General features: G+C 48.4%; 15 protein-coding genes. 10 read left to right on the forward strand and 5 right to left on the reverse strand.

Annotation, left to right across the window (positions count from 1 at the left end; translation table 11 throughout):
* Positions 1-19: 19 nt before the first annotated feature.
* On the reverse strand, positions 20-571 hold the full coding sequence (pilW, locus tag B8880_RS03120; RefSeq protein ID WP_084255960.1) for a type IV pilus biogenesis/stability protein PilW: 552 nt from the start codon (positions 569-571) through the stop codon (positions 20-22).
* 50 nt (positions 572-621) lie between these two features.
* Entirely contained in the window at positions 622-1,737 is a 1,116-nt protein-coding gene (gene rlmN / locus B8880_RS03125) for a dual-specificity RNA methyltransferase RlmN (RefSeq protein WP_084255961.1), read from the reverse strand.
* 324 nt (positions 1,738-2,061) lie between these two features.
* On the opposite strand from rlmN, the gene htpX reads away from it, so the two are divergent.
* Complete coding sequence (htpX, locus tag B8880_RS03130) at positions 2,062-2,916, forward strand: protease HtpX (protein ID WP_084255962.1); 855 nt, start codon at positions 2,062-2,064, stop codon at positions 2,914-2,916.
* Between the two features lie 72 nt (positions 2,917-2,988).
* Positions 2,989-3,525 (forward strand): elongation factor P hydroxylase, encoded by a 537-nt coding sequence (locus B8880_RS03135; RefSeq protein ID WP_084255963.1) that lies wholly within the window; start codon positions 2,989-2,991, stop codon positions 3,523-3,525.
* A gap of 84 nt (positions 3,526-3,609) precedes the next feature.
* Here the strand turns inward: B8880_RS03135 and B8880_RS03140 are convergent, their stop codons facing one another.
* Positions 3,610-5,019, reverse strand: coding sequence for a cytochrome c peroxidase (locus B8880_RS03140; RefSeq protein WP_084255964.1), 1,410 nt, complete (start codon positions 5,017-5,019; stop codon positions 3,610-3,612).
* Between the two features lie 330 nt (positions 5,020-5,349).
* Here B8880_RS03140 and B8880_RS03145 point away from each other — a divergent pair, with 330 nt between their 5' ends.
* Positions 5,350-9,270: a S6 family peptidase gene (locus tag B8880_RS03145; protein ID WP_084255965.1), complete on the forward strand. Its 3,921-nt coding sequence runs from the start codon at positions 5,350-5,352 to the stop codon at positions 9,268-9,270.
* A 127-nt stretch (positions 9,271-9,397) separates the two neighbouring features.
* On the opposite strand, the gene serS is transcribed toward B8880_RS03145, so the two are convergent.
* Positions 9,398-10,687, reverse strand: a complete 1,290-nt coding sequence (gene serS / locus B8880_RS03150) for a serine--tRNA ligase (protein WP_084255966.1) — start codon at positions 10,685-10,687, stop codon at positions 9,398-9,400.
* Positions 10,688-10,984: 297 nt separating this feature from the next.
* Here serS and aldA point away from each other — a divergent pair, with 297 nt between their 5' ends.
* From aldA to B8880_RS03185, 7 genes are all read left to right on the forward strand, one after another.
* Positions 10,985-12,421 (forward strand): aldehyde dehydrogenase, encoded by a 1,437-nt coding sequence (aldA, locus tag B8880_RS03155; protein ID WP_084255967.1) that lies wholly within the window; start codon positions 10,985-10,987, stop codon positions 12,419-12,421.
* Between the two features lie 266 nt (positions 12,422-12,687).
* Positions 12,688-14,268 carry an L-lactate permease gene (locus tag B8880_RS03160; RefSeq protein ID WP_084255968.1) on the forward strand — a complete coding sequence of 527 codons (1,581 nt, stop codon included), beginning with the start codon at positions 12,688-12,690 and terminating at the stop codon, positions 14,266-14,268.
* Between the two features lie 51 nt (positions 14,269-14,319).
* A complete protein-coding gene (locus B8880_RS03165; RefSeq protein WP_084255969.1) occupies positions 14,320-15,039 on the forward strand; it encodes a (Fe-S)-binding protein in 720 nt (239 codons plus the stop codon).
* 8 nt (positions 15,040-15,047) lie between these two features.
* On the forward strand, positions 15,048-16,454 hold the full coding sequence (locus B8880_RS03170; protein WP_084255970.1) for a LutB/LldF family L-lactate oxidation iron-sulfur protein: 1,407 nt from the start codon (positions 15,048-15,050) through the stop codon (positions 16,452-16,454).
* Positions 16,455-16,471: 17 nt separating this feature from the next.
* A complete protein-coding gene (locus tag B8880_RS03175; protein WP_084255971.1) occupies positions 16,472-17,176 on the forward strand; it encodes a LutC/YkgG family protein in 705 nt (234 codons plus the stop codon).
* A 162-nt stretch (positions 17,177-17,338) separates the two neighbouring features.
* Positions 17,339-17,593: a type II toxin-antitoxin system HicA family toxin gene (locus tag B8880_RS03180; RefSeq protein ID WP_084255972.1), complete on the forward strand. Its 255-nt coding sequence runs from the start codon at positions 17,339-17,341 to the stop codon at positions 17,591-17,593.
* Positions 17,590-17,934: a type II toxin-antitoxin system HicB family antitoxin gene (locus B8880_RS03185; protein WP_084255973.1), complete on the forward strand. Its 345-nt coding sequence runs from the start codon at positions 17,590-17,592 to the stop codon at positions 17,932-17,934. The genes B8880_RS03180 and B8880_RS03185 overlap by 4 nt, the downstream gene beginning before the upstream one ends.
* A 66-nt stretch (positions 17,935-18,000) precedes the next feature.
* On the opposite strand, the gene argG is transcribed toward B8880_RS03185, so the two are convergent.
* Complete coding sequence (gene argG / locus B8880_RS03190; RefSeq protein WP_084255974.1) at positions 18,001-19,338, reverse strand: argininosuccinate synthase; 1,338 nt, start codon at positions 19,336-19,338, stop codon at positions 18,001-18,003.
* Between the last annotated feature and the right edge of the window lie 94 nt (positions 19,339-19,432).

Raw genomic sequence — 19,432 nt, forward strand, 5'->3', positions numbered from 1 at the left:
ACACAAAAATAGCGCTTGTTTATTTCAATAAATGACTCAATTGTGCAGCTTGCTGCGGATCGATATTCGCCAATTTTTGCAGGGCTTCTTTTTGGCGTTGCCGATCGCCGGCTTGATGGGCGCAAAGTGCAGTATTTTCATAGGTTTGCGCCAAGCGGTAATAATCCGGACTGTCGAGTGCGGCGGCAAAATGGTCGAAAGCCTGACTGAATCTGCCCTGCTGACACAAAAATGCCGCATAGTTGTTGTGGCTGTCGCCCTGCTGCGCATCTTTTTGCAGTGCCGTCAGATAGTGGTTTTCCGCCTGCGCATTGTTGCCGATCAGCTGGTAATAGTGCGCCAATACCAGATAAGGCAGGTAATAATCCGCGCTATGCTGCAACGCCTTATCCAAACTCTGCTTCGCCGCTTCGTATTGGTTCTGCTGCAAATAGCCCAGCGCCACTTGCACACGCGCATAAGCCGCACGTTGGTTTTCACTTGTCTGCTTACTGGTCGTGTTGCAAGCGCTTAACAAAAGAAGGAACAATAGCGGAAAAATAAAACGGCGTTTAATTTGATGCAATCCCATGATGTTTCTCCTCTTATTGTCTGCCTTTGTTTACGCAGTTATTTTGGCGCTTACGCCTGTTTTATCGCAATCGCCTCGCCAAACGCTTTTTTATGCAGTGTGCGCTTGGTACGGTCGATCACTTCTCCGGCAAGCTGTCCGCAGGCGGCGTCAATATCGTCACCGCGCGTTTTGCGCACGATCACGGTCAAACCGTACTCCATCAACACTTTTTGGAAGCGGTCGATTCGAGTGTTGGAACTCTTGTTATACGGCGCTTCGGGGAACGGATTCCACGGAATCAAATTCACTTTGCACGGAATATTTTCCAGCACTTTCGCCAGTTGGTGGGCGTGTTCCGTGCCGTCATTAATGTGATCGAGCATCACATATTCAATCGTCACTTTGCCATGATTGGCTTTGGAAACCGCAAGATAACGGCTGACCGAATCCATCAGCATTTTAATGTTATACTTCTTGTTGATCGGCACGATTTCATCGCGCAGTTCGTCGTTCGGCGCATGCAGCGACACCGCCAACGCCACGTCAATCATTTCCGGCAATTTATCCAACGCCGGCACCACGCCGGAAGTCGACAGCGTAACCCGTCTTTTTGACAAGCCGTAACCGAAATCGTCCAGCATGATTTCCATTGCCGGCACGACATTGCTGACATTCAGCAACGGTTCGCCCATGCCCATCATCACCACATTGGTAATCGGGCGCTCGCCGCTCACGCCGTGCGGTCCTAACACTTTCGCCGCGCGCCAAACCTGACCGATAATTTCCGCGACGGTCAAATTACGGTTAAAGCCCTGTTGTGCGGTCGAACAAAAGGTACACGCCAAGGCACAACCCACTTGCGATGACACGCACAAGGTCGCACGGTCATTTTCCGGAATATACACGGTTTCGACCTGCTGATCGCCCACCTGCATCGCCCATTTGATCGTGCCGTCGGCAGAGCGCTGCTCCTCCGCAACTTCCGGCGCTTTGATCTCGGCAACGGTTTTTAATTTTTCACGCAACACTTTGTTGATATTGGTCATATTATCAAAGTTGTCTTCGCCGAAGTGGTAGATCCACTTCATCAGTTGATCAGCTCGGAACGGTTTTTCGCCCAAACCTTGCAACAGTTCACGCAATGCTTTGCGATTTAGATCGAGTAAATTCGTTTTATTTGTCATGATGATTCACGCCTCGTTATTACACATTACGGCTTGTCGGCAGGATACCGAAAAGGTGGTGTTGAAGAAGTCGGCGATTTTACTGATTTAAACGCAATTAATCTAGTCTTTTTCGCGCTCATCGGCTATTCGAGGCAACGCTTTTTTCGATCCGGATCGCAAAAACAGACCGCACTTTAGCCTATTATTTTAAAAAGTTCTGATAGTATTCGCAGAATAATTGTCTTAAACTGAGTGGCAAGACTTGAAATTAACATTTTGATAACCATTTATTGCTTCAATCTTATTCTTACTTATTCTTATTTTTCACGGGAGTGTTTCATTATGATGCGAATTATTCTGTTCTTGTTGACCAACATGGCAGTGTTGTTTGTTTTTAATATTATTTTGACCTTAACCGGTATTCAATCGCAAGATGCCGCCGGCTTGCTGATTCTTGCGGCGCTATTCGGTTTCGGCGGCTCGTTGGTGTCGCTGTTTATGTCCAAATCAATGGCAAAAAGAGCGGTCGGCGCGCAGGTGATCACCCAACCGCGCAACGAACAGGAGCAATGGCTGCTTTACACCGTGCAGGCGCAAGCGCGCAAAGCCGGTTTGCCGATGCCGGAAGTGGCGATTTATCACTCCAGTGATGTCAACGCTTTTGCCACCGGCGCCAGCAAAAAGAATTCATTGGTTGCGGTCAGCACCGGATTGTTAAACACCATGACCCGTGACGAAGCCGAAGCCGTATTGGCGCACGAAGTCAGCCACATCGCCAACGGCGATATGGTGACGATGACGTTGCTGCAAGGAGTGTTGAATACCTTCGTGATTTTCGTGTCGCGCATGATCGCCAAAGTGGTTGCCAGCAACCGTGACGGCGAAACCAGCAGCGGGATGTATTTCATGGTGGCAATGGTGCTGGAAGTGGTATTCGGTTTCCTCGCCAGCATTATCGCCATGTGGTTCTCCCGCTACCGCGAGTTCCACGCCGATGCCGGTTCCGCACAATTGGTCGGCAAACAAAAAATGATCGCCGCATTAAAACGTTTGCAAACCTTGCACGAACCGCAACAGCTGGAAGGTGAACTGGCGGCGTTTGCGATTAACGGTAAACGCGGCACGCCGTTGGCGGCACTGTTTATGAGCCACCCGCCGTTAGAAAAACGGATTGAAGCGCTGCAAAAACTCAATTAAGATAATGCGCAACCGCACTTTATCATTTTCGGGGCTGATTTCAGCCCCTTCTTTATTTGGACAGAAATCATAATGGAACACGACTATCACGATCTGATCGCAATCTTCAACGCCTGTTTTTACCAAGAATACAACACCAAATTAGAAAAAGGCGGTGATGAACCAATTTACTTACCAGCCAATGAAAACCACACTTATAACGCCATTCGCTTTGCTCACGGTTACTACAGCAGCGCCCTGCATGAAATCGCGCATTGGTTGGTGGCGGGACGTTCGCGTTGGCATTTGGAAGATTTCGGGTATTGGTACGAACCGGACGGCCGCAGCGAAGAACAGCAACGGTTATTCGAAAAAGTAGAAGTGAAACCGCAGGCAATCGAATGGATTCTGTCCACTGCCGCCGGCAAACGATTTTTCACCAGTGCGGATAATCTCAACGGACAAGCCGGCGACAGCCGCCCGTTTAAAAGTGCGGTTTATGCCCAAGTATGCCACTATGCCGAACACGGCTTACCGAAACGTGCCGAAACCCTACGCCAAGCCTTATCTCAGTTTTACGGCACGGAAAACCGGATTGATTTGACGTTATTCGATCCGAATGCGATCTGAGATTAAATCAATATAAAAAAATAAGGGCGGATTCACCTCCGCCCTCGTCTTTACATCTGTGCTGTCAACGCTAACTTAGGTAACTCACTGTTTTTCGTTGACTAAGATTTTGCCTTCAAATTCCCCCGTCAGGCTGTGCAGGAATTCCACCATATCGCTCACATCTTGTTCCGGCAAGGTCACGCCGCTTTGGTATTTCAACATCAACTCGACCGCTTGTTGCAGGTTTTCCGCTTGTGCGTCATGGAAATAAGGTCCGGTTAAGGCAATATTTCTTAAGCCCGGCACTTTGAAACGATATTTATCGCGCGGATCTTGGGTTTGTGCGAAGCGACCGTTGTCGTCCGCCGTCAACGGCGTGCCGCGCTCGGCGAAGTAATCGGCTTTGGTTCCCATCAACTCATAAGAAGTTCCGCCCATATTTACACCGCTGTGGCAGGTGTCGCATTTGTATTGTTGGAACAGCTCGTAACCGTGCTGCTGATTGGCGCTCAATGCGGTTTGATCGCCTTTCAGATAGCGGTCAAAGGCACTGTTCGGCGTGATCAGGGTTTTCTCAAATTCGGCAATCGCATCGGTGATGTTGTCACCGCTGAAACCGTCCGGATACACCTGTAAAAACGCCGCTTTCAGCTCACTGTCTTGATCCAGTTTGGCGATCACTTCGTCCCAGTCTTTCGACCCCATTTCCACCGGATTAAACGGCGGACCACCGGCTTGCTCGGCTAACGTCGACGCCCGTCCGTCCCAGAACTGAACGAAGTTAAATGCCGCATTGTAAACTGTCGGCGCATTGATTCCGCCTTTTTGCCCGTGAATACCGGTTGAGGTGGCTAAATTATCCACGCCGCCGGTATTCAAGCCGTGGCAACTGGCGCAAGAAACAGTGCCATCACCGGAAAGTGCGGTACTGTGGAACAGAATATTCCCCAACGCTACTTTCGCCGGATCGGTTGGCAAACGATCAGGAATCGGTTGAATAAAACGGGCTTCCGACACGCCTGCCGTATCTTCCGGTAACTGATGATCTTTGCGTTGTTGACGAACCCAATCCAACAAGATTTTTTGTTCATCGGCATTCAGTGAAGAGCCCCAGTGCAGATGAATAAAGGACTTGGTCGGCATTTCGTCGTTGATCACCACCCGTTCCAATTTGGCCAGTGCGGTGGCGGAAATCGCTTGCGGGTTATCCAGATGATCGACAATTTCGCTCAACAGAAAATGATCAAGCGCTTTATTGATGTCGTCTTGCATAATGCCGTTGACGATTGGCAAATGAATATAAAACGGCACTTCAGCGTTCGGCGTATGGCAATATTGGCATTGATTGTCGTAAAGCACCTGCTCGACCAATTTTGCCGACGGCGTTTGCATCGCACTTTGCGCCAACAGTTTTTCTTTTTGTTGGTTGTCAAAGTGATTAATATAGGCTACTGTGGCAAAAAAGCCCGCAATCCCCAGCCCAACAAGGGAAAAGAGTAATTTTTTCTTCATAAAACAGTGTTCCTTATCAAAGAAATGAAATAACGTAAGACCATGCGTAAGACCTTAGATAGTGTGCGGGATTTGTCATTTCGTTTTATTGATTAATATCAATAGTTTTAATTTGTATAACCTATTGCTTCAATAGGCATAATTTTTATATGGATTTACACCCTAATCGACTGTTTTTTGCTGCACAACACCATTTTAATGTTATAATCCGCACAATTTTGAGTGATACTAAAAACCACTCGCCACCGCTTGAACGCCTTAAACCGCACTTTCGTTTAGTTCAGTGTTTAGTTCTCCGTTAACCACTTGATATTCATAGGTATAATAGCCATGTCATTTAAACTGAATCCGCTTTCAGCGATTATCATCGCCTGCTTTGTCAACGCCCACGCGCTAGCTTCTGTGGTGCGCTCCGATATTCCTTACCAAACCTATCGCGATTTCGGCGAAAACAAAGGGCAATTTGTCGTCGGAGCAACCAATTTGCCGATTTACGGCAAAAACGGCGAACTGATCGGCACGCTGGACAAAGCGCCGATGGTGGATTTCAGCTCGGCCAGCACCGACGGCGTCGGAACTTTGGTTGCGCCGCAATATTCGGGCAGTGTGAAGCACAATACCGGCTATGGTTCACTGCGATTCGGCGGTACCGGCAATAATCCGGATTACCTGCGCCATACTTATCTGATGGTCGATCGCAATAATACCGAAAATAATTTTGACTACCATGCACCACGCCTGCATAAATACGTTACTGAAGTCGCACCGGCAAATCTCCTTGGCTTAAATTATATTGCCTACACCGATAAAAACCGCTTTACTGCGTTATATCGCACCGGCAGCGGCACACAATATCTGCGCGATCCGGAATGGAACGTCACTTTTCTTTCCGCCCCCTATAACTATTTAACCGGTGGTACAGTTACCCCACTTTACCGACTAGGCAATCTTGATACGGTTTGGGCGGATAACGGCGGATTATATGATAATACCGATGTCAGTCCGTTAACTTCTTATGCCGGAGCAGGCGATAGCGGTTCTCCGCTTTATGCCTGGGACACACAAACCAAACAATGGATTTTAGTCGGTTTTCAAATCGGCGGTATGGCTAACAATGCGACTCCGGGCAATATATTTTCTGCATGGGCGGCTTATCTGCCGAATTTTAACCAAGCGCGTTATGCTGAAGATACTGATCCTTTCGTAGAAAACAGTTCGGATTTAATTTGGGCAAAAACCAACGATGGTAAAACAGCCACCTTTGCCCAAGCCGATAAAAGCTGGACATCTCATATCAAAGATGAAACTGTGAGCGATACCTATAGCGGCGGTTATAACAATGCCATGAACGCCGGCAAGAACATTACCCTTAACGGCAGCGGCGGGACAATTACCTTACAAGACAGCATTAACCAAGGTGCAGGCGGTTTAACCTTCCATAACGATTACACCGTGCAACCACAAGATAACCAAACTTGGCAAGGGGCAGGTTTAATTATTGGCAAAGACAGCACCGTCACTTGGAAAATCAATGGTGTTGAAAATGATTTTTTGCATAAAATCGGTGAAGGTACGTTAAAAATCGAAGCCAAAGGTAAAAACTTGGGCAGCTTAAGTGCAGGCGACGGCACAACAATTCTCGCACAACAAGCCGACGAGAAAGGCGAAGTGCAAGCGTTTGACAAAGTGCGGTTAGCCAGCGGTCGCCCGACGGTGGTATTGGGCGACAATAAGCAAGTTAATCCTGATAATATCTACTTCGGCTTTCGCGGCGGACGTTTGGATATTAACGGCAATGATCTCACCTTCGAACGTATTCATAACGTGGATAACGGGGCGCAAATCGTCAACCATAACGGCACACAAGCGGCAAATATCCGTGTAGTCGGTGATACAAATTATACTATCTATAATTGGAGCGCACCATATCAAGGCATTGTCGGCACAATTTATCAATATCCGCAACGTGACGGCAGTATTCAATATTTCCGCTTAAAAACCCCGAATTATTGGTATTTCCCGAATGCCGCCAGCAATGATCGCTGGGAATATTTAGGTACGGACAGAGATAAAGCCGTCAGTATTTATCTGGAAGCAAAAAACAAAGCGATGTACCAAGGTATTTTAGGTGAAACCGACAGTGCAAAAACCAATGGCGAGCTCAACTTCACCTATAGTGCACCGACAAGTTCATCCATTTACACTCTCTCCGGCGGCAGTAACCTAAACGGTGAAATCAAAGTCGATAACGGTACGCTATTGTTATCAGGATACCCTACTTTACATGCAGAGGATACCTTAAATCAAAGAGATGTGGTGATTGACAATGATTGGGTCACTGCCGATTTTAAAGCCGACACCTTTAAAGCCGAATCCGGCGCCACCTTACAGTTAGGCAACTATGCCAATCTTGAGGGCAATATCGTTGCCGACGCCGACAGCAAAATCAGTTTAGGCTACAGCAAAGGCGCAAATGATTGGGACAACAACTGGAAATGTACCCGCAGCGACAGCAGCGGTGTCGTCAGTTGCAACCAAACCGCACTTAGTGACGCCCTGTACAGCGATCTGCCTTATGCCCAAGTGAAAGGCAATATTACCCTTGCCGAAAATGCCAATCTGAATCTGGGCAAAACCCAATATCAAGGCGCAATTCAAGGGGCAGCCACCAGCCGCACTCATTTAATGCACGATGCAATCTGGACGATGGCCGCCGACAGCACGCTCGGTCATTTAAGCACCGATTCAGGGGCAACCGTCAAGCTGAATGGTGACTCGCAAAGCGGTAATTTTAACACCTTAATCGTCAATGGGAATTTGAGCGGTGACGGGCGTTTTGAGCTGAACAGCTCCTTTGCCGATATGAAAAGTGACAGGGTTATCGTCAACGGTTTGGCAAGTGGGAATTATCTGCTGGCACTGCAAGACAGCGGCAAAACCAGCGGCAATAATGTAAATCGTCTGCCGCTATTAACATTAAACAATCCAACCCAAGATTGGAATAAAATCAACGCTAGCCTGCAAAACGGTCATCTTGATTTCGGTGCGTTTCGTTACACGTTAGAACACGACAACGACAGCTTCGTTTTATATAATGCCCTTGTACCCGACGCCACTCCTCCGACAGAAGAACCAACTGCACCGGCAGAACAACCGACTACACCGACAGAAGAACCAACTTCTCCGGCAGAACAACCGACTGCACCGGCAGAACAACCGACTGTACCGACAGAAGAGCCGACTTCTCCGGCAGAACAACCGACTGCACCGACAGAACAACCGACTGCACCGGCAGAAGAACCAACTACACCGACAGAACAACCGACTACGCCGATAGAACAACCGAGTGTACCCGCTAGCCAAAATAACTGGATCAGCCAAGGATCCAATACCGCACTTTCCGATCACAGCGCGCGGCTTAACCTATTGACCAAACAGCAAACCCTGTTAAATCAATATATTAACCGACTAACAGCGGAAAATAGCGGGCTCTGGACAAATGTTGATCGTGAGCGCCTGCGCTACCACAGCGATCATTACCGCAGTTACAAACAAGATCTCTACACCCAACAAATCGGGGCGGATAAAGCGACGGCGTTTGACGGCGGCAATTGGTTGTTTGGTTTGGCTTTCACTCACAGCAGCGGCAAAAACGAATTCGCCGAAAACCAAAATGGTAAAACCGACAATCATGCCCTGAGTGTATATCACAAAGTGATTTGGGATAACGATCTCTACCTAAGTGCGGTCGTCAGCTATAACCGTTTGAAAAGCAAACTGAATGCGCTCGCACATGACGTTAAACAAAACGCTTGGACGACCTCCGTCGGCATCGGCAAACGTTGGCAGTTCGGCACTGTCGGTGTGCAACCGTCGTTTGATTTGACCTATTACCGTTTAAGCGGGGTTGATTACCGCCTCAACGATATGACGGTGCAAAGCAAAGCGCTTGATTTCTGGCAGGCACGCAGCGGCATTATGCTGGACAAGAGCTTCGGCTTCGAACAAGGCGACGGAGTGAAACTGTACACCGCACTTTATTACGTTGCCAACCTCGATAATAACGCGCAGTTGTCTATCAACAACAACGCCCTCAACGCCGCCCTGTTTAAAAACCGCCTGCAAAGCGAAGTGGGCGCGGTGTTCGGCTTGGGCAGACATTTTAATATCACCCTGAAGGGCGGTTATGCCAAAGGCAATGTCATTGAATCCCAAGTTAACGGCGGACTTGAACTGAAATATATCTGGTAATGCCAAAAAACAGCTGAAAACCAAAATCCCTTTTGTCACCGTGATCAATGATCAGCACAACAAAAGGGATTTTTTATTTCCTGCTGTTTTAGCGTTACCAAACGTTGTTACAAAAGTGCGGTTGGCTTTATTTACCGATAAACGCCAAACCGCCCATGTACGGTTGCAGCACGCTTGGGATCGCGATTGAACCGTCGGCTTGTTGGTAATTTTCTAAAATCGCCACCAAGGTACGCCCAACCGCTAAACCGGAGCCGTTCAACGTATGCACTAAACGGGTTTTCTTGTCGCCTTTGCTGCGGCAGCGGGCCTGCATGCGGCGTGCTTGGAAATCCCACATATTGGAGCAAGAGGAGATCTCACGATAGGTATTTTGTGCCGGCAGCCAAACTTCCAAATCGTAGGTTTTGCTTGAACCGAAGCCCATATCACCGCTGCATAATAAGACCTTGCGATATGGCAATCCAAGTAACTGCAACACTTTTTCGGCGTGTCCGGTCAACTCTTCCAACGCGTCCATCGATTTTTCCGGCGCAACGATTTGTACCATTTCCACTTTATCAAACTGGTGCATGCGGATTAATCCGCGCGTATCGCGCCCGTACGATCCGGCTTCGGAACGGAAACACGGCGTATGCGCCGTCATTTTAATCGGCAGGCTCTCTTCATCTAAAATTTCGCCGCGCACCAAATTGGTCACCGGCACTTCGGCGGTCGGGATCAACGCATACGGCTGCTCGCCTTCCAGTGCGGCGGTGTGGAACAGATCTTCGCCGAATTTTGGCAACTGCCCTGTGCCGAACAGGGTTTCATGGTTAACCAAATACGGCACATAGGTTTCCACATAGCCGTGTTGTTCGGTGTGCAGATCCAGCATGAATTGGCTCAAGGCCCGGTGCAATTTGGCAATCTGCCCTTTCATCACCACAAAACGCGCGCCAGCAAGTTTCACGCCGGCAGCAAAATCCAGCCCGTCGGCATTTTCGCCTAAAGTGACGTGATCCTGCACGGTAAAGTCATACTGTTTCGGCTCGCACCAACGCAACACTTCCAAATTTTCGGTTTCGTCTTTGCCCAACGGCACTTCGTCCGCCGGAATATTCGGGATATTCAGCGCAATCTGCTGCATTTCCGCTTGCACGGCTTCAAGTGCGGTTTTGGCTTCGTCCAGTTCATTGCCCATTGAATCCACTTCCGCCAACAACGCCTGAATATCTTCGCCGCGCGCTTTTGCTTGCCCGATGGCTTTGGAACGGGCGTTGCGCTCCGCCTGCAAGGTTTCGGTTTTGATCTGCAACGCTTTGCGCTGCTCTTCCAATTCGGTGATTTTCGCCGTATCAAGGCTAAAATTCCGTCTGATTTTCAGTTTCTCGGCGGTTTCCGCCAAATTGTTACGCAGTAAATTTGGATCAATCATGTTGTTTACCTGTTTTTATTAAACGTTTGTTGGCGGAATACCGCACTTTACTTGAAAAATGTCTGATATTTTAGCCTTTATTGCGATAAGTGACCAGTCTAAATGATAACAACTCGGCATTGTAATTTCTTTTATTACAATTGTTTATTTTTTGATAACAAATTGTTAATTATGTGAGCTGGAACACGCTATTTATCTGAAATTTAAGCTATATTTATTCAGATTATATTCACAACGCGATCCAATTGAACAGTTTGATCCATTTTTGCAATTCCTAATCAATAGCAAGAGGTATCTATGAAAACATTAGCGATGTATATTGACGGTCAGTTTGTTCGCCATGCAGGCGAATATCGTGAGGTGCTGAATCCGGCGACGGAGGATGTGATCGCCAAAGAACCGAAAGGCGGTACGGCAGAAGTTGATTTGGCGGTGGCTGCGGCGAAAAAAGCGCAAACCGCATGGGAGCAGCTGCCTGCGGTGCAGCGCGGCGCTTATTTACGCAAAATCGCGCAAGGTATTCGTGATCGGGCGGCGGAATTGACCGATACCATTGTGGCCGAAGGCGGCAAAACCAAAGAATTAGCCGAAGTGGAAGTGTTGTTTACCGCCGATTATCTGGATTATCAAGCGGAATGGGCGCGCCGCTACGAGGGTGAAATTATCCAAAGCGATCGCCCGAACGAAAATATCTTTCTGTTCAAACGTCCGCACGGCGTGGTCACCGGCATTTTGCCGTGGAATTTTCCGTTTTTCCTGATTGCTCGTAAAATGGGACCGGCGCTGTTAACCGGCAATACGATTGTGATCAAGCCGTCCAGTGTCACCCCGATTAATGCTTATATTTTTGCCGAAATCGTCCATGCCGCCGGTTTGCCGAAAGGGGTTTTTAACGTGGTCAACGGCGCAGGCGCAGAGATTGGCAATCACTTGGCACAACATCCGCAAGTGGATTTGGTCAGCCTGACCGGTTCGGTCGAAGCCGGGCGGCAAGTGATGATCGCCGCCGCACAAAATATCACCAAAGTTTCCCTCGAATTGGGCGGCAAAGCGCCGGCTATTGTGCTGAAAGACGCCGATCTGGATTTGGCGGTCAAATCGATCGTTGCCTCCCGTGTGATCAATAGCGGACAGGTGTGTAACTGTGCCGAGCGGGTTTACGTTCATCAGGACATTCACGACACTTTCATTGATAAATTAACCGCTGCCATGCAACAAGTGCGGTTCGGCAATCCGGCGACGGCAAATGACACACTGGATATGGGGCCGTTGGTGGAAAAAAGAGCGGTTGACGCAGTGGCTGCCAAAGTGGAAAAAGCGGTTCGTCAGGGGGCTACCCTGCATTTCGGCGGTAAACGCCCTGAGCAAAAAGGTTTCTTTTTCGAACCGACCATTTTGACCAACGTGAAAAACGAGATGGATATCATGCACGAAGAAACCTTCGGTCCGGTGCTGCCGGTGGCGACTTTTGATAGCCTCGACGAGGCGGTAGCGATGGCAAACGACAGTGTGTTCGGCTTGACCAGTTCGGTGTATACCGAAAACCTGAATGATGCGTTTTATGTCACCCGCCGCCTGCAATTCGGCGAAACCTACATCAACCGCGAAAACTTCGAAGCGATGCAAGGTTTCCATGCCGGCTGGAAACAATCCGGTATCGGCGGTGCCGACGGCAAACACGGGTTGGAGGAATATCTGCAAACGCAAGTGGTCTATCTGCAAACCAAGGGCTAACCGCACTCTCCATTCACCGCTCACATCACAACCGCACTTGCCGATCAAATATGATCAAAGTGCGGTTTTAGTTTTATCTGGTCGGTTAAATTTGCAACGATCAACACCAACCCACTCCATTTTTAGTAACTTTAATCACAAAGTTGAGAACTATATCACAATTATTTTTCTTTTATTACATTATTATAACACGCCGCAATAGCACATTATATTTATGGTTATTTATTAATCTGTTATCTTTTTTTGCCTAATCAAGGAATTTTTAAATGGCGTTAACTCTCAGTCTTTTTCCTATTATTTTACTGATCTATTTGATGGTAAAACGCAACAGCACCCCGTCGTATATCGCACTGCCGCTGATTGCCTTGCTGGTTTATGTATTGCAATTGACCTATTTTGATCAGGACTTTATGCTGGTCAATGCCAATGTGATCTCAGGAATCATTTCGACCCAAACACCGGTCACGATTATCTTCGGCGCGATCCTGTTTAACCGTATGATGGAAATTTCCGGTTCAATCAATGTGTTGCGCCGCTGGCTATCCAATATCAATCCGAATCCGGTGGCACAGCTGATGATTATCGGTTGGGCGTTTGCCTTTATGATCGAAGGTGCGTCCGGCTTCGGCACGCCTGCGGCGATTGCCGCACCGATTTTGGTCGGTCTGGGCTTTAACCCGATTAAAGTCGCCGTTTTTGCACTTGTAATGAACTCAGTGCCGGTGTCGTTCGGTGCAGTCGGCACGCCGACGTGGTTCGGCTTTGCGCCGTTAGGTTTGGACGAAGCCACAATGTTGGATATCAGCTATAAAACCGCCACCATTCATTTTATCGCCGGATTCGTCATTCCTGTGATGGCATTACGTTTTGTCACCAGCTGGCAGGAGATCCGTAAAAACATTCTGTTTATCTATCTGAGTATTTTAACCTGTACCGTGCCTTACCTGTTGCTCGCCAGCGTAAACTATGAGTTTCCGGCATTAGTCGGCGGTGCGGTCGGTCTGCTGCTCTCCATTCTATTAGCCAATAAAGGCGTTGGGCTGAGCAAAACAAACAGTGACGAAGCGCAGCAACAAGTCGCTTTCGCTACGGTCTTTAAAGCCATGCTGCCGACCCTGATGCTGATTGTTATTCTGATCGTCACCCGTATTCATCAGCTCGGTCTCAAAGCATTGTTAAACGACGCAACCACTTGGTTCAGTGTTTCTTTGGGGCAATTCGGACAGTTTGAAGTCAGCCGCGCCTTGATTCTTTCCTTGAATAATATTCTTGGTCAGGGCGTGAACGACAGCTATAAAACCCTGTATGTGCCGTCGTTAATTCCGTTTATCATCACCGTGCTCATTTCGTTAGCCCTGTTCAAACTGAACAAAAGCGAAAGCAAAGCGATTTTTTCCAGCACCTTCAATCAAACCAAAAAACCGTTCTTTGCTTTAATCGGTGCATTGATTATGGTGAAATTGATGTTATTGGGCGGCGAAAACTCCATGGTGCAAACCATCGGACGGGATTTTGCCGCAGCGACCGGTGCCAACTGGACCTATTTCTCCGCCTATTTGGGCGCAATCGGTTCTTTCTTCTCCGGCTCGAATACGGTTTCCAATTTAACTTTCGGCGGAATCCAATATTCGATTGCACAAACCACCGCACTTTCTGTACCATTGATTTTGGCATTGCAGTCTGTGGGGGGCGCAATGGGGAATATGGTCTGTATCAACAACGTCATTGCGGTTTGTTCGGTGCTGGACGTTAAAAATCAGGAAGGGGTTATCATCAAGAAAACCGTTGTGCCGATGTTGGTTTACGGGGTGATCGCCGCACTCGTTGCGACCCTGATTTTATCTTAATTTTTATGCTGCCGGTCTTTCCGGCGGCAAACTATCTTTGTTGGAGTATCAATGAACGTTAATTTTTACGTCACCTGCATTGCAGATGCCTTAAAAGCCAATGTCGCCAAACAAAGCGTGCTTTTATTGGAGCAGCTCAGGTGTGACATCACCTTTCTGGAAAAACAAGGCTGTTGCGGACAACCGGCGCTGAACAGCGGTTATAGCAAACAAGCCATTCCGGCGATTAAAAACCTGATCACCACCTTTGAAGCCAACGACTACCCGATTGTCGCTCCGGCAGGATCTTGTGTGTATGCGATCAAAACCTACGCCGATTATCTGCAAGACGAACCGCAATGGGCGGCAAGAGCGGTCAAACTCGCCGAGCGCTTTTATGATCTGACCGATTTTATCGTCAACAAAATCGGACAAACCGACGTCGGTGCCAAATTGGACGGCAAAGCGGTCTACCACCCGTCATGCAGCCTGTTCCGTAAACTGGGCGTTCAGGACGAGCCGGTTAAATTATTGCAACAGGTGCAAGGGCTGGAATTGCTGCCGATTCAAAACCAAACCACCTGCTGCGGCTTCGGCGGCACGTTTTCGGTGAAAATGGCGGAGATTTCCGGCGAAATGGTCACGGAAAAAGCCGAGCATATCCGCGAAGTACAGCCGGATTACCTGATCGGTGCCGATGTCAGCTGCCTGATCAATATCGGCGGACGGTTGCAACGCGAAGGCAGCCCGATTAAAGTCATGCACATCGCCGAAGTTTTAATGAGTCGCTAGGAGGAAATATGTCGTTAAAAACCAGCGAAATTCCGTTCAAAGAGCGGCTTAATGATGAAATTCACAACGAAGTTATGCGCAAAGCGGTCGTGATGGCGCAAGAGCGGATCGGCGCCAACCGCCAAAAAATGGTGGACGAATTAGGGCATTGGGAAGAGTGGCGAGAACAAGCCAAAGAGATTCGTAATCACGTTCTGCAAAATCTGGACGCATATTTGTACCAACTATCGGAAAAAGTGACGGCAAACGGCGGACATGTCTATTTTGCCAACACCGCACAAGACGCCACCGATTACATCAAAAAAATCGCCCGTGAAAAACAGGCGAAAAAAGTGGTGAAATCCAAATCGATGGTCACGGAAGAGATCGGCTTGAACCATGTGTTGGAAGCGGAAAATATTCAGGTGATCGAAAGCGATCTGGGCGAATATATCCTGCAACTGGCGGGCGACAAACCGTCGCATATCGTGGTGCCGGCAATCCATAAAGATCGCCACCAAATCCGCAAAGTGCTGCACGAAAAACTGGGCTATCAAGGCGAAGCCACGCCGGAAGAGATGACGCTGTTTATCCGGCAAGCGATTCGCAAAGATTTTCTCGAAGCGGATATCGGTATCAGCGGCTGTAACTTTGCCGTCGCCGAAACCGGCAGTGTCTGCTTGGTCACCAACGAAGGCAACTTGCGTCTCGCCACCACCCTGCCGAAAACCCATATTGCGGTGATGGGTATGGAGCGTTTGGCGCCTACTTTTGAAGAAGTGGACGTTTTAATTACGCTGCTGGCACGAAGTGCGGTCGGCGCGCGTCTGACCAGTTATAACACTTGGTTGACCGGTCCGCGTTTGGACGGCGAAACCGACGGGCCGGAAGAGTTTCATCTGGTGATCGTGGATAATGGCCGCTCTAAAGCGCTGGGCAGCGAATTTAACGATATTTTGCGTTGTATCCGTTGCGGTGCTTGTCTGAACGTCTGTCCGGCTTACCGCCAAATGGGCGGGCATAGTTACGGCTCGATTTATCCGGGGCCGATCGGCTCGGTGCTGTCGCCGATTTTGGGCGGCTACGAAGATTTTAAAGATCTGCCGTATGCCTGCTCGCTGTGTACCGCCTGTAACCAAGTCTGTCCGGTGAAAATCCCGCTGGCAAATCTGCTGCTGAAACACCGCGGCAAAATGGTGGAACAAGGCATCACACCGACACTGGAAAAACTGTCGGTGCGTATGTTTACTCTGGCCAATAACCATTCTGCCTTGTGGAAAGTCGGTATGAATATCGGGGCAAAACTGAGCAAAAAACTGATTAAAAACGGTAAAGCGCCGATTAGCGTCGGTGCGCTTTCGGAATGGACCAAAGCCCGTGATCTGCCGGAAGCAGAGGGCGAAAGTTTCCGTCAGTGGTTTAAAAACCGCACTTGAGCGTAAGGAAAAGAATGATGTTAGATCAACAAAACAGACAGCAATTTTTAGATCATCTGGCGGCGCAACTGGGCAGACCGTTGCGTAAACAGGTGACGGGCAGTTATCAAACCGTTACCCAACAGCCGACCCTGCGCTTAACCGAGCTGAACGACGATCAACGTTGTGCGGAATTTATCAAGGTGGCGACCGAAGTCATGGCGGTCGAATGTGTCTTGACCAAAGCGGAGGACGCCGCGACCGCACTTTTGGATTTGTGTGAAAAACTGCAAGGCGGCGAAGTGATTCTGAACGATGATCCGCGTTTAAGCGAATACGGCTTAACCCAAGCGGTGCAAGCACGCTACCCGACTCACATTTGGTCGGCGGCAACCGGCGAAGAAAACCGCACTTTTGCCGAAAAAGCCAATATCGGCATTGTTTTTGCCGAATACGGTTTGACCGAATCCGGCGGAATCGTGCTGTACTCCTCCGCCGAACGCGGCCGCTCCAGCAGCTTGTTGCCGCAGGTGTCAATTGCGGTGGTGAAAAAAAGCACCATTTTGCCACGCGTAGCCCAACTGGCGACAATCCTGCACCAAAAAGCCCAGCAAGGCGAACGTATGCCGTCTTGTGTCAATATCATCTCCGGCCCAAGCGCCACCGCAGACATTGAACTCGTGAAAGTGATCGGCGTCCACGGCCCGATTAAACAGGTTTATCTGGTGATCGAAGATATTTAACCGCTCAACGGTGGATATAACAAGGTGGATATAACAAAAAAAGCAGAAGATGATCCGATCTTCTGCTTTTTTATGGCACTAACGACTTACCCTATATCATCAAAATCACACTGCCAACAGTACTAAAATATGGTACTATTTTATTGTAGGGAGCCGTCGCGAATGAAAAATAGATCAAAATTGACGTTAAAACTGATTTTTAAACGTCCGGTCAGTGGCAATATTCGTTGGAGAGATATTGAATCACTTTTTTTAGATTTAGGGGCAGAAATTGAAGAACGTGAAGGATCGCGTGTTGCTGTTATCTTATTTGGGCAAGTAAAAGTATTTCATCGTCCACACCCTAAACCTGATACCGATAAAGGTGCAGTTGCCAGTGTGAGAAAATGGTTAGAAGGAAATGGAGTAACATTATGATTAATATGATGATAATTAACGGACATAAAGCAATAATTACTTATGATGACGAAATTGGCTTATTTCGTGGTGAATTTAACGGATTAAACGGTGGTGCGGATTTTTATGCCGCTGATGTTGAAACTTTGCGTAGAGAGGGGGAAATATCACTCGCCGAATTTTTAGCCGTGTGTAGAGAAAAAGGGATTGAACCTTATAAAAGTTATTCCGGCCGCTTTAATCTACGCTTAGATCCTGCTTTACACGCCGAAATTGCGGCGTTTGCCAGTGCTGAAAATTTAAGTTTGAATGAATGGGTTGTCAAACGATTGAAAAATGATATTCAACGGCTTTCGAGATAAAAAACCGCACTTTACAGCCTTATTGACTGGCAAAGTGCGGTTGATTGCAATACTTAAAAAGCTGAATTAGTCTTTTTTGCCCAGTTGCGGCAGCACGGAATCTTTGCCGGCGATTAATAAACCACTTTGGGTGTAAATCCCCAGTTTGGCACGGGTATCAACAATATCCAGATTGCGCATGGTCAACTGTCCGATACGATCCGCCGGGCTGAACGGCGCATTTTCCACTTTTTCCATGCTCAAACGCTCCGCTTCATAGGTCAGGTTCGGCGAAACGGTATCCAAAATCGAATAGTCGTTACCGCGACGCAATTCCAGCGTCACTTCGCCGGTGATCGCACTTGCCACCCAACGTTGTGCGGTTTCACGCAACATCAGGGCTTGCGGATCGAACCAGCGGCCTTGATACAACAACCGCCCCAAACGCAACCCGTTGATACGGTATTGTTCGATGGTGTCCTCGTTGTGAATGCCGCTGACCAAACGCTCGTAAGCGATATGCAACAACGCCATGCCCGGCGCTTCGTAAATACCACGGCTTTTCGCTTCGATGATACGGTTTTCGATTTGATCGCTCATGCCCAAACCGTGACGGCCGCCGATACGGTTGGCTTCAAGAAACAGTTCCACCGGATCAGTGTATTCTTTGCCGTTCAACGCCACCGGCACGCCTTCTTCAAACCGCACTTTCACCTCTTCGGCTTTCACCACCACATTTTCGTCCCAAAACGCCACGCCCATAATCGGTTTGACGATACGGATACCGGTGTTTAAGAATTCCAAATCTTTGGCTTCGTGAGTTGCACCCAACATATTGGAATCGGTGGAATAGGCTTTTTCCACTGACATTTTGTAATTAAAGCCGTTGGCAATCAGGAATTCGGACATCTCATGACGGCCACCCAATTCATCAATAAATTGTTGATCTAACCACGGTTTATAAATTTTTAGCTTAGGATTAGTCAGCAAACCGTAACGGTAGAAACGCTCGATATCGTTGCCTTTAAAGGTGCTGCCGTCGCCCCAGATATTCACGTCATCTTCTTTCATTGCCGCCACCAGCATCGTGCCGGTGACCGCACGTCCCAACGGCGTGGTGTTAAAATAGGTTACGCCGCCGGTTGAAATATGGAACGCCCCGCACTGGATCGCGGCAATCCCTTCGTGTGCCAGTTGCGTGCGGCAGTCGATTAAACGTGCGTCTTCTGCGCCGTATTCTTTGGCTTTGCGCGGAATGGCGTTGTAGTCGTCTTCATCAGGTTGCCCTAAATTGGCGGTATAAGCATATGGCACAGCGCCTTTTTGCCGCATCCATAATAAAGCGGCGCTGGTGTCTAAACCACCGGAAAACGCGATACCGACTTTTTGACCTAACGGAAGATTTTCAAGAATTGTCGCAGACATAAAGGTTCCTATAAAAGATAATCGTTGAGATGAGATTAATGCGTATTTTGCGGTTGAATATTATGCGCCAAATCACATTTAAAGTCTAGGCTTA

The organism is Pasteurella testudinis DSM 23072, from assembly GCF_900176075.1.
Lineage (GTDB): Bacteria > Pseudomonadota > Gammaproteobacteria > Enterobacterales > Pasteurellaceae > Chelonobacter > Chelonobacter testudinis.

Excerpts from the sequence above, each read along its gene's own strand:
- pilW (WP_084255960.1), bottom strand. The coding sequence starts at position 571 with ATGGGATTGCATCAAATTAAACGCCGTTTTATTTTTCCGCTATTGTTC.
- rlmN (WP_084255961.1), bottom strand. The coding sequence starts at position 1,737 with ATGACAAATAAAACGAATTTACTCGATCTAAATCGCAAAGCATTGCGT.
- htpX (WP_084255962.1), top strand. The coding sequence starts at position 2,062 with ATGATGCGAATTATTCTGTTCTTGTTGACCAACATGGCAGTGTTGTTT.
- B8880_RS03135 (WP_084255963.1), top strand. The coding sequence starts at position 2,989 with ATGGAACACGACTATCACGATCTGATCGCAATCTTCAACGCCTGTTTT.
- B8880_RS03140 (WP_084255964.1), bottom strand. The coding sequence starts at position 5,019 with ATGAAGAAAAAATTACTCTTTTCCCTTGTTGGGCTGGGGATTGCGGGC.
- B8880_RS03145 (WP_084255965.1), top strand. The coding sequence starts at position 5,350 with ATGTCATTTAAACTGAATCCGCTTTCAGCGATTATCATCGCCTGCTTT.
- serS (WP_084255966.1), bottom strand. The coding sequence starts at position 10,687 with ATGATTGATCCAAATTTACTGCGTAACAATTTGGCGGAAACCGCCGAG.
- aldA (WP_084255967.1), top strand. The coding sequence starts at position 10,985 with ATGAAAACATTAGCGATGTATATTGACGGTCAGTTTGTTCGCCATGCA.
- B8880_RS03160 (WP_084255968.1), top strand. The coding sequence starts at position 12,688 with ATGGCGTTAACTCTCAGTCTTTTTCCTATTATTTTACTGATCTATTTG.
- B8880_RS03165 (WP_084255969.1), top strand. The coding sequence starts at position 14,320 with ATGAACGTTAATTTTTACGTCACCTGCATTGCAGATGCCTTAAAAGCC.
- B8880_RS03170 (WP_084255970.1), top strand. The coding sequence starts at position 15,048 with ATGTCGTTAAAAACCAGCGAAATTCCGTTCAAAGAGCGGCTTAATGAT.
- B8880_RS03175 (WP_084255971.1), top strand. The coding sequence starts at position 16,472 with ATGTTAGATCAACAAAACAGACAGCAATTTTTAGATCATCTGGCGGCG.
- B8880_RS03180 (WP_084255972.1), top strand. The coding sequence starts at position 17,339 with ATGAAAAATAGATCAAAATTGACGTTAAAACTGATTTTTAAACGTCCG.
- B8880_RS03185 (WP_084255973.1), top strand. The coding sequence starts at position 17,590 with ATGATTAATATGATGATAATTAACGGACATAAAGCAATAATTACTTAT.
- argG (WP_084255974.1), bottom strand. The coding sequence starts at position 19,338 with ATGTCTGCGACAATTCTTGAAAATCTTCCGTTAGGTCAAAAAGTCGGT.